The organism is Streptomyces sp. NPDC003943, assembly GCF_053605265.1.
Genome location: NZ_JBSGIW010000081.1, coordinates 26195 through 36985 on the forward strand (window position 1 = coordinate 26195; position 10791 = coordinate 36985).

General features: G+C 75.2%; 9 protein-coding genes. 2 read left to right on the plus strand and 7 right to left on the minus strand.

The annotated features are described in order from the left end of the window. Positions 1-1041, minus strand: a complete 1041-nt coding sequence (locus tag ACWEV0_RS27835) for a M48 family metalloprotease (RefSeq protein ID WP_453152254.1) — start codon at positions 1039-1041, stop codon at positions 1-3. Positions 1042-1046: 5 nt separating this feature from the next. Then, the gene (locus ACWEV0_RS27840) at positions 1047-1487 is read right to left on the minus strand and encodes a BlaI/MecI/CopY family transcriptional regulator (RefSeq protein ID WP_453152255.1); all 441 of its coding nucleotides are present in this window, start codon (positions 1485-1487) and stop codon (positions 1047-1049) included. A gap of 142 nt (positions 1488-1629) precedes the next feature. Between ACWEV0_RS27840 and ACWEV0_RS27845 the strand changes: the two genes are divergently transcribed. Then, entirely contained in the window at positions 1630-2019 is a 390-nt protein-coding gene (locus ACWEV0_RS27845) for a MaoC/PaaZ C-terminal domain-containing protein (RefSeq protein ID WP_453152256.1), read from the plus strand. 125 nt (positions 2020-2144) lie between these two features. Here the strand turns inward: ACWEV0_RS27845 and ACWEV0_RS27850 are convergent, their stop codons facing one another. After that, entirely contained in the window at positions 2145-3161 is a 1017-nt protein-coding gene (locus ACWEV0_RS27850) for a LysR family transcriptional regulator (RefSeq protein ID WP_453152258.1), read from the minus strand. Positions 3162-3309: 148 nt separating this feature from the next. Then, positions 3310-3858, minus strand: a complete 549-nt coding sequence (locus ACWEV0_RS27855; RefSeq protein ID WP_453152259.1) for a carboxymuconolactone decarboxylase family protein — start codon at positions 3856-3858, stop codon at positions 3310-3312. Between the two features lie 130 nt (positions 3859-3988). Between ACWEV0_RS27855 and ACWEV0_RS27860 the strand changes: the two genes are divergently transcribed. Continuing rightward, positions 3989-4570: a TetR/AcrR family transcriptional regulator gene (locus ACWEV0_RS27860; RefSeq protein WP_453152261.1), complete on the plus strand. Its 582-nt coding sequence runs from the start codon at positions 3989-3991 to the stop codon at positions 4568-4570. A 74-nt stretch (positions 4571-4644) separates the two neighbouring features. Here ACWEV0_RS27860 and ACWEV0_RS27865 read toward each other — a convergent pair whose 3' ends face one another. The 3 genes from ACWEV0_RS27865 to ACWEV0_RS27875 are packed head-to-tail and all read right to left on the minus strand — an operon-like array spanning position 4645 to position 10144. Beyond that, positions 4645-6441, minus strand: coding sequence for an acyl-CoA synthetase (locus ACWEV0_RS27865; RefSeq protein ID WP_453152262.1), 1797 nt, complete (start codon positions 6439-6441; stop codon positions 4645-4647). After that, positions 6438-9683 (minus strand): FAD/NAD(P)-binding protein, encoded by a 3246-nt coding sequence (locus ACWEV0_RS27870; protein WP_453152263.1) that lies wholly within the window; start codon positions 9681-9683, stop codon positions 6438-6440. Before ACWEV0_RS27870 ends, ACWEV0_RS27865 begins: the two co-directional genes overlap by 4 nt. Beyond that, positions 9680-10144, minus strand: a complete 465-nt coding sequence (locus ACWEV0_RS27875) for a cobalamin B12-binding domain-containing protein (RefSeq protein ID WP_453152264.1) — start codon at positions 10142-10144, stop codon at positions 9680-9682. The genes ACWEV0_RS27870 and ACWEV0_RS27875 overlap by 4 nt, the downstream gene beginning before the upstream one ends. Between the last annotated feature and the right edge of the window lie 647 nt (positions 10145-10791).

The following is a 10791-nucleotide window of genomic DNA, read 5'->3' on the forward strand; positions in this document are numbered from 1 at the left end:
CTACACCAGCGGCGTGGCGGTGTGCAGGACGAGGAGGAGCGTGACGGCGGAGTTCGCCGAGGAGAGCGCCGAGACCGTCGCGCCCGCCGCCGCGCCCCACACCGCGAGGCCCACCGCCGTGGACAGCGGCGGCCAGGCGAGGCCGGGTTCGGCGGGCTCGGGGCCGAGCAGGGCGGCGACCCGGCGCGGCACCGGACCCGCTCCCCCGCCCGTGCTCCCGCCGGACACGTGGGCGAGGCCGGCGGCGGCCGGTGCGGGCGCGGCGACCAGTGCCGCGCGGCCGATGGCGCGGGCGACCGTGCGACGACTGCGGACGGCGGTGGCCGCCTCCTCGTCGGCCCAGCGCTCGGCGGTGTAGGTGACGGCCGTGCGCAGCGGGCGCAGGAAGGGGTTGGCCCGGGCGGCGAGTTCCACCGCCAGCAGATGGCGGTGGTGGCGGCCGGTCAGATGGGCCCGCTCGTGCGCGAAGAGCGCCCGCCGTTCGGCGGGGCCGAGCGCGGCCAGCATCCCGGTGCTGACCACCACGCGGTCCATCCTCCGGTCCGCCACCCGCTCGCCGCGCTCGCCGCGCTCACCGCGGCCACTGCGGGCGCGGCTGCCGCGGTGCCGGCGCCGGCCGGGCAGGGCGTAGGCGTACGGGGCGGGGTCGGACAGCACCGCGACCGGCCGCCCGCCCGGCAGCCCGGCGAGGGCCCGCTCGGCGCGGCGGCGCACCCGCCGGTGGCGGGCGACGGCGTGCAGACAGGCGAGCACGACGGCGCCGAGCGCCGGGATGGCGGCGCGCCCGGCGATCCCGTCGTACGGCACGGCGGCCCGTACCTCGGGGTCGGACCAGCCGTCGGGCAGCGGGTTGCCGGGGAGCTGTGCGGTGCCGACGACCATGAGCAGGGCGAGGCAGAGGGTGCTGCAGAGCGCGAGCACGACGGCGAAGCCCGTGAGCAGCCGGGTGGCGGCGCGCGGGTGCAGCCGGTGCTCGGCGAGCCGGGCGACGGGCCAGGCGCTGAGCGGGAGCAGCAGCGGAAGGAAGACGAAGACTCCCATGACCGCTAGTCTCCGCCCTCCCTCCGGCGGTCCGTTCTCGCTTCGGCCGCCGCTTCGGCGTCGTCGGCGAGGAGTTCACGCAGCAGTCGCTCGTCGTTGGGCGAGAGGGCGGTGACGAAGCTGGCGAGGACGGCCTTGCGGTCGGCCTCGGCGTCGAGGACCTTGCGCATGCGCAGCGCGGCGAGTCCGGCCTCGTCGGCGACGGCGGTCCAGACGAAGGAGCGGCCGGCACGCTCGCGGGCGACGGCGCCCTTGGCGTGCAGCCGGGTGAGGATGGTGATGACGGTGGTGTAGGCGAGGTCGCCGCCGAGGCCCTCCTGGACCCAGACGACGGGCACGGGGCCGGGCGCGTTCTTCAGTACGGCGAGCACCTGGGCCTCCAGTTCGCCCTGGCCGCGCCTGCGCGGGGCGGACTCCGTCCCGCCCGAGCCGCTTCGATCCGTCACGCCGCCGTCCTCTCCCGTCCGGCCCCCATCGTACTCACCGGCCCCTCCCCGGACCGCGGCTGAGCAAGCGCTTGGTTGCGGCGCTCACAGGGGCGCTGCGAGACTGGCGGCCTCATGTCCGGCGCCCACCTGGAGGAGCGAAGTGTCAGAGTCACCCGCCATCGGCCTGAAGGTCGGTCAGGTGCTGCGCGAGCAGCGGACCATCACGGACGCGGACGTCGCCGCCTTCGCCGAGCTCACCGGGGACCACGGCCGGCATCATCTGCCCGACCAGGGGCGGGCGATGGCGCACGGGCTGCTCACCGCCTCGCTCGCCACGAAGATCGGCGGGCGGCTCGACTTCATCGCGCGCCGGATGGCCTGGGAGTTCCTGCGGCCGGTCTGGTCGGGCGACACGATCACCGCCGAGGTGACCGTACGGGCGATGAGCGAGGTCCGCGCGGGGACGGGCCTGGAGCTCGACGTCGAGATCAGCAACCAGGACGGGGAGCCGGTGCTGCGCGGCGAGAGCACCGGCATCATCCGGCACTGAGCACTGAAGAGGCACCGCAGCGAGAACAGAGGTGCCACGGCGCATCCGCCGCCTCGTGGGCCCGGTCGGGGGTGTGGGTCCGGGGAGGTACGGATGTGCCGTGGCACCGGTTCAGGGGGCGGCGGTCAGCCCGCGAGGCGCGGGTTCGCCACCACGACGGGAGCCGCGGGGGCCGCGGGAGCCGTGCACTCGGCGTCGATCCGCGGGACGACGCAGGCCAGGGCGGTGGCCTGACGCAGGGTCTCGGCCAGGTTCTCCCAGTCGAGCGCCGGCCGGTCGTCGGTGCGCGCCGAGACCATGCAGGCGTTCCAGCGCATCCGGGGGACGCCGGGCAGCGGGCGCAGCCCGGTGGCCTCGTGCGGGGAGGCGGCCAGGGCCATCGGGAGCATCGCGCAGCCGAGCCCGGACTGGGCGGCGGCGCGGACCCCGGCCATGGAGCCGAGTTCGTGGATCTCGGGCGGCGCCTCGGAGCGCAGCCGGAGGAATTCCGGCAGCCAGCGCTGCGAAGGGCAGTCGGGGTCGGCGATGACGACCTGGCGGCCGACGGACGGGCCGCCGAGCCGGGAGCCACCGGTGACGGGCACGAACTCGACTTCCTGGAGCCGGGTTTCGGTGAGGTCGTCGGGCCGTTCGGCGCGCGGCTGCTCGGCCGCGCTCCCGGCCGCGCCGGACGGGTCGTCGGCGTCGGCGACGGTGAGCACGAGGGCACCGTCGATGGTGCCGGCCCGGAAGGCGTCGTGAATCTCGCCGGTGCCCATGACGCGCAGGGCGAGCTGGACTCCGGAGAGCAGCCGGCGGCCGATGTGAGTGAGGCGGGCGAGCTGCTGGCCGTAGGCGAGCGCGGGCACGATGCCGACGGTCATCCGCGGCGGGTTGGCGACGGGCCGGCGCAGGGTGACCTCCAACTCCCCCACGAGCGTGAGGATCTGGCGGGCGTAGTCGCACAGGACGATGCCGGTGCGGGTGAGCCGTACGCCGCTGGGAAGCCGTTCGAAGACGGGCTCGCCCACCTGCCGTTCCAGGGCGCGCATCTGCGCCGTGACGCTGGACTGCGAGTAACCGAGGCGGCGGGCCGCCTGGGTGAAGGACCCGGTGAGGGTCACTTCACGGAAGGTTCTCAGGGTTCTTGCGTCGATGTCCACGTGTTCAACCCCCTTGCCGCCCCCCGGCGGCAGATGGCACTGGACGGCAGGTCACACCGCCCGAATCGATCGCCCCAGTCGGTCGTAGCACCACAGGGGTGCCGGACGCTCCGTCGCTCCCGGCACCCCTGCTCGGCCGCGGAGGACTCTACTCGGCGAGCTGGGCCGGGACCAACGGAAAGTCCAGATCCGGCTGCGCAACGTGATTGAAGAAGTTCGACAGCACGTTGAGCGCCACGTGGCCGACGATCTCGGCCAGTTCGGCGTCCGTGACGCCGGCGGCGCGGGCGTCGGCGAGGGCGGCGTCGGTGACGCGGCCGCCGCTCTCCATGATGGCGCCGGTGATGCGCAGGACCTGGTCCATGTGCGGGTCGCCGGCGTCCTGGCCCTGGCGGGTGGCGAGCAGTTCCTGCTCGCTCAGGCCGACCTTGCCGCCGCGCAGGGTGTGCGCGGAGACGCAGTACGTGCAGTCGTTGCGCTGTGCGATGTAGAGCGCGAGCTGCTCGCGCTGCCGGGCGCTGAAGCTGCCGCCGACCAGTGCGTCGCGCATGGCGAGGTAACCGCGCAGGGCGGCCGGGCCGTTGGCGAGGGCGGCGTACAGGTTGGGCAGCTTGCCGAGCTGCTTGAGGGTGCTTTCGAGCAGCTCGCGCTGCTCCTCGTCGGCGGTCTCGACGGTCAGCTGGGTGAGGCGGGGCATGACGCTCTCCTTGAGCCGGATCAACATGGAACTGATCGGTACCATCGAGACGGTACCGATCGGTTCCGTCCGGCGCAACGGGAAGCGACCACTCCATTCAGCATTTCGGAACCGAGTGGTACCGTTCGGTATGGCCACGAACGCGAAAGAACGACTCCTCAGCGCCGCGGAGCGTCTTTTCTACGAAGAGGGCATCCGGGCCGTCGGCATCGAGCGCATCCTGTCCGAGTCCGGAGTGGGCCGCGCCTCCTTCTACCGGCACTTCCCCAGCAAGGACGACGTGGTCGTCGAGGTGCTGCGGCGCCGCGACGGCATGTGGCGGGCCTGGCTGGACGGCCGGATCGAGGCGAGCGAGCGCGGACCCGAGGAACTGCCGCTCGCCCTCTTCGACGGACTCGCCGAGCGCTTCGCCGCCGCCGACTTCCGCGGCTGCGCCTTCATCAACACCATGGTCGAGACGGCCGATCCGGAGAGCCCGGCCCACCATGTGGCGGCCGAGCACAAGGAGAAGGTCATCGCCCGCCTCGACAGCCTCCTCGATGACGGCGGCTACCGCGACCACGAGACCCTCGCCCGCCAGCTCGCCCTGCTCGGCGACGGCGCCATCGTCACGGCCCTGCGCGAGGGCACCACGGAGGCGGCCGTGCGCGCCCGCGCGGTGGCGACCGTGCTGCTCCAGAGCGCGGAACGCGACCCGGTGGCCAGCGCCTGATCCCCGTACGCGACGAGCGGGCCGGGCCGACGCCATGTCGACCGGGCCCGCTCGCACGCGGCCGCCGGGACGCCTCAGACGACCGTCCCGCCGCCCGGCCGCAGCGCGCCCCGCCGTACCTTGCCCGAGCGGGTCCGGGGCAGGCTCGGGACCAGGTCGACCCCGCGCGGCACGAAGACCGGCGCGAGCCGGCCGGCCGCGAGGTCGATCAACTCCCGGGCGAGCAGGGCAGGTTCATAGGCCCGGGCGGCCTCCACCACGGCGTACGGGGCGAGGCCGCCCCGCTCGTCCGGGCAGGGGATCACCGCCGCGTCCGCGACCGCCGGATGGGTGCGCAGGACCGCCTCGATCTCCATCGGCGATACCCGGTGCCCGTACGACTTGAAGACCTCGTCCATCCGGCCGAGCAGCCGGATCGACCCGTCGGCGCACCGCTCGCCCCGGTCCCCCGTCCGGTAGAGACCGCCTGCGAAGACCTCCTCCGTGCGGTCCGGCCGGTCGGCGTAGCCGCGCATCAGGCCCGGCGGACGGTCCGTCAGATCCACGCACACCTCGCCGGATTCGCCGAGTGCCCCGGTCTCCGGGTCGCGCAGGACGATCCGGTAGCCGGGCAGCGGATGACCGAGCGGCGATTCGGCGGCCGGGGTGTCCGGGGCCCGGCCGATCAGGGCGGTGGCCTCGGTCTGCCCGTAGCCGTCGCGGACCCGCACACCCCACGCCTGCTCGATCCGGTCCGTCACCTCGGCCGTCAGCGGCTCGCCGGCCGCCGTCGCCTCGCGCAGCCGCGGCGCGCCCCGGCCCCCCGTCACGTACGGCAGCATCGCCCGCCACGCGCTCGGCGGCGCGCACAGGCTGCTGATCCGCTGCCCGGCGAGCACCCCGGGCAGCAGCGCCGCCGGGATGCCGCCGTCGGGCGGGGCGACGACCGTGGCGCCGGCCGTCCACGGGACGAAGAAGCTGGACCAGGAGTGCTTGGCCCAGCCGGGCGCCGACAGGTTGAGATGCCGGTCGCCCGGTCGCAGCCCACTCCAGTAGAGGCTGGACAGGTGCCCGACCCCGTATCCGGCGTGCGAGTGCTCGACCAGCTTCGGCAGCGAGGTGGTTCCCGAGGTGAAGTAGCAGAACGACGGATCGGCGGCGCGGCTCGGGCCGTCCGGGAGGTACGGGCGGCGCCGGGCCGGATCCCGGGTGTCGGGATACGGGAACCAGCCCGGCCGCTGTCCGGCACCGGGCGCCATCCGCACCCCGGGCACCTCCGACTCGTCGATCATGTCGCCGAGTTCGGGCGCGCAGACGACGTGCCGGATGCCGCCGCGGCCGATCCGGTCGGCGGCCTCGTCCCGGGTGAGGTCCTGGTAGCCGGGGACCACGACCGCGCCCAGCTTGATGCAGCCGAGCAGGGTCTCCCACAGCTCCGCCCGGGTGCCGAGCAGGATCAGCACTCGGTCGCCCCGGGCCACCCCGGCCGCCGCGAGGCTGACCGCCAACTCGTCGGAACGGGCGGCGAGTTCGGCGAAGGTGACCCGGTCGGCGACCGGGACCGTGCCGTCCGGGGCCGGGTGGCCGAGGATCTCGAGCGCGGTGCGCTCGTTGCCCTCGGCGACCACGTCGAACCACTCCAGGGCCCAGTTGAAGTGCCGGGCCCGCGGCCACCGGAACGCGGCCGTGGCCGCCTCCCGGTCGCCGCGCAGCCGAAGCAGCAGGTCCCGCGCGGCCCGGTACTCCTCGTGGGCGGCGGTCCGCCGGTGCTCCGCGTACCCGGCCGGCCGCCGCTCCGGCACCACGGGTCCGGCCGTCCCCGCACCTCCCGTCGTCACCGCGCCTCCCGCCGTCGTCTCCCCGCTCGCCGCCACCTCACGGCCCGCCGTCATCCCGCCGCTCCGGCCAGCGCCTCGGCGATGGCGTCGGCGTCCCGGGTGAAGGAGCCCCAGGTGCCGGGCCGGCCGCTGCCGACCTGGGTGAACCAGCGGGTGTGCTCGCTGGGGATGCCGATCACATGGACGGAGGTGTCCGGCACGCCGTCCGCGCCGACCACATGGAACGGAGCGTCCGTGCAGTCGATCCCCCCGGTCATGAACTCCCCTGGCCCGTCAGTCGTGTTCGTGAAGGGCCGGATCATCCCGTCGGCGACCATGCCCCGGATCAGCGGATCGCGGTCCGCGGTCACGTCGGTCGTCGGCTGCCGCGCGTCGAGCAGCACGTCGAGCGCCGTCCAGGAGTTCTCCACCTGCGCCGACTCCACCGTGAACCGGCCCTCGACCGGGTCCGTGCCGAACCGGGCTCCGGGCCCCACCGGTTCGAGCACCCCGGCCGCGAGCAGCGCCAGGAACTGCTCGGAGCGGGCGAGCGGCGGGCCGGTCGACACCATCGCGGCCACCGGGCTGAACGCGCCGACGAACCAGCGGTGCGACTCGGGGGTGAGCCCGCCGAAGTCGACCAGCTCGCGGATGGTCTGCCGGACGTCCCGCAGCACGTCCGCCGCCGCCTTCACCGGCCCGTCCGCGTTCCCGAGCCGGGCGTCGCCCAGATCGGCCCGCAGCCACTCGGTGAGCACCTTCTGGAACTCGGCCGGCGATCCGAAACTGCGACCCTCGAACGGGCGTGCCAGTGAGGTCAGTTCGGTCAGCGGCCGCGGATCCACCCGGTAGCCTGCGGCGAGCCCCCGCAGCACGTCGAGGTCGGGCACGAGCGCGAGCGCCTCCTCCGCCCGACCGGTGAACTCGGCGGCCGCGTCCGGTCCGTGGACCTGCCGGATCCGGGTCGCCAGGAGCACCACGTTCACCTCGGCGAGCAGCCAGGGCAGCGCCGTCCGCTCGAAGTCGAGCGGGGCGTGCTCGGCACGCAGCCGGGACATCCGCGCCGGGGTGAACAGGACCGGGCGGTAGCGGTGTTCGGGCCCCTTCTGGTTGATCCCGCGGGTCAGCAGCGGCACTCCGGCGCGCGAGCCCGCGAGGATCCGCGGTTCCTTGCCGCTCGGCAGGTACAGCAGCCCGTCCCCGCCCTCGGTGAACGCGCCGCCGCGCCCCAGGGTCAGCTCCGCGACGACGTCGTAGAAGGTCAGGCCCATCCCGATGACACCCACCCGGGCGCCGGCCGGGATGTCCGCGAGCGGCATCGCGTTGGCCGAGCCGCCCGTCACGTACCGCAGCGGCCGGGCCGCGGTCGTGTGCGTACGGGCGAAGCGCAGCCACTCCCGCTGCTGCCGGTCCGGCTCGTTGACCGGATGCCCGGTGGCGAGCACGATCCGGTCCACGGTGAGCACGTCGCCGCGGTCGAGCCGCAGCCGGTACGACTCCTCGGCCGCGCTCCGCTCGGCGCAGATCACCTTCGCCGGGACCCGGTGCACCGTGAGGCACGGCGGCAGCGTCTCCTCGACGCGCTCCATCACGTACGACAGGTACTGCCCGTACACCACCCGCGGCGCGTACCCCTGCGGCTCGGCGTGCGCGGGGTCGTGCTCCGCCCACCACTCGCCGAGCGAGGGCCCCGCACCCGGCCGGTGCGGCCCCTCGTCGGCCGGCCCGGAGAACATGGTGACCTCCTGCGCGGCGGTGTTCATCAGGAACCACGGCGACTGGTCGGTGCGCCAGATCCGTCCGGCCCCCGCCTCGTACGGATCGATCGCGTACACCTCCATCCGGCGCGCGGGCGGCCGTTCGGCGCACCGGGCGGCGAGCCGCTCCAGGACGGACAGGCCGCGCGGGCCCATGCCGACGAACGCGATCCGCAGCGGCTCGGCGACCGGGTCGGCCAGGCACCTCGGGGTCGTGAGCGGCGCGGGCTCGGGCGGCGGGGCGGTCTCCGCGGCCAGGTCGTGCTCGCGGGCGACCCGGCCGAGCATCCCGGACAGCTGACGCGAGGTCATCGGTGTGGTCCTCCGGCTGGTGGTGAGCAGCGGCAGCGACCCCAGATCGGTCCACTGGAGCCGCCCGTCCGGGGCGACCGCGGAACGGGCGTCGCCCCGGTTGTCCGGGTGCAGGCAGAACGGCACGTCGAGCAGCCCCCGGTCGAAGGCCTTGAGGATCGCCACGCCCAGGTCGTCGGAGAGCGCGAGGACCGCGCCGACCAGGGCCCGGGCCTCGCCGAGGATCTCCTCGGTGTCGCCGGCCGGCGGGCCCGCGGCCCGCAGCCGGGCGCGCGCCGCGCGGGCCGCGTCGGCGGCCACGCCCAGCGCGGTCAGGTTCTCCGCGACCGTCGGGATGCGGTGCGCCTCCGTCTCGGTCTTCACGATCAGCCGCTGCGCCCCGCCGTGCACGGCGAGTTCGGCGCTGCGGCGCAGCAGCAGCCGGGCGCCGGGGACGGTGCGCGGATAGACGCCCATGTACGTGTAGAGCACGATGTGCCGGTCGACGCCGGCCGGAAGGAGCTCGTCCGCGAGCAGCCGCAGCGCGGCGAGGGCGCCCGCGTCCTGGGCGGCGTGGGTCTGCTGGGCGTAGGACAGGGACACGCTGGTCGCGCCGTTCGCCGCGAAGAACAGGCACTCCAGGACGGAGACCGCGACCAGCATCGACGGCGGGCACAGCTGGCCGAGCAGACAGCCGCCGAACGACTCCAGGTGCGCCCGGCGGCCGTTCGCCCGGCTCTCCTCGGCGAGGAACTGCACGGAGTCCCGCCAGGCGGCGACGGCTTCGGCGAGCGGGGTACGGCCGTAGGGCAGGCAGTACGAGACGGGGCCGCCCTCGCTGGCGGTGAGCCCGGCGGCCGCCATCGTCCGGAAGATGGCCATCGGATCGGCGGAGCCGTGCCTGACCTGCACCGGCGTGCGGCGCCCGGCGGCCGCGGCCACCCGGGCGGCGGTCTTCGGGCCGTGACTGACGATCGGGAAGCCGTTGAGCGGCCGGCCCGTGCGCAGGGCGGCGGTGGCGGCGGCGTGGTCGCCGACGCGGGTGTAGCTGTCGATGGTGAGCGTCGAGACGGTCCGTTCCGGGAGCGCGGCGACGGCGGCGACTCCGGCGGCCATGCCTTCCGGGGACACCATGCCCATCCGGGGCTGCACGACGAGCTCACCGGCGGCGGCAGCCTCCTGGACGAACGCGCCGAGGTCACCGGGCGGAGCCGGGGAGAGGGGCTGCGGGGACGAGTGCGGGAGCGGAGGCAGTCCGGAAAGGGTCATGCCGCGGCCCGCCCGGTACACGCGCCTCTCGCCCCGGCCCGTTCGCCGAGCCGCCCGAGGTGCGTCAGCAGCGCGATGGGCGCCGTGCCGTCCGCGTACACCTCGTCGTACCCGGCGGCCAGCAGCTCCGCCCGCCGCTCCTCCGCCCCGTCCGGCGAGATGCCGAGGAGCCCGCCGATCACCATCGGGATCCCATGGGTGTCCGCGTCGGCGCGCAGCGCGCGGGCGGCCCGCAGCCCGTCCTGGTGCCCGTGTCCGTTGACGGACGACAGCACGACGAGGTCGGGGCTGGTCATCCGCGCGGTGTCGACGAGCAGCCGCTCGGGCACGCACGGCCCCAGATTGAGCACCGAGTGCCCGTGCTCCTCCAGGAACAGCTGGAGGTGCACCAGGTTCCACGTGTGCGCGTCGGACGAACCGGTGGTGAGCAGAACCCGGCGGGAGGGCTCGGGACTGTGCATGCTTTGCATGGCGTGTCTCCAGTGACGGTGCGGATGCGGTTGCTGTGGGGGTGCGGTGCGGGAGGGTGCGGTGCGGTGCGGGGGCTGCGGTGCCGGGCGTAGCGGCCCGGGGGCCTGACGGGACCGGGTTCCGGCCGGCGGCCGGGAGTCGCGGGTCGCGAGTCCGTGCTGCTGCGGCTCGGCCGTGCGGTGTGCCCCGCGCAGGCGGAACCGGGGCGCTCGGCGGCGCGGGAGCGCCCGCGCCGTGCGCCGGGAAACAGCGGCCGGGCTGCCGACCGGGCCGGAAGTGCGCCGGGCCCACGGGCGCTGCCGCCGGAGTCGCGGCAGCGGCAGCGGCCGGAAGGAACGGCCGGGTCGCCGACCGCGAACGCTCCGGCGCCATGGCCCGCGGCGGCCCACGGAAACGGCCGGGGCCCATGGCCCTCGGCAGCCGCGGGCGCGCGAGCGGCCGGGGAAGCTCGCGCCTGCCCGCCGGCCCGCGCGGGTGGTGCCGGCGGGCCATCGAGCCGGTCCGGCCCCGGGCTCCGAGTGGCGCGAGACCGGGTCACGGCCGGCGAGAGCGCGATGACGATCGGCACGAAGACCGCGGAGATCTTGTCGGCGAGGCGCTGTGCGGCCGCCTTGCCGTTCTGGGCGTCCTCGACGAG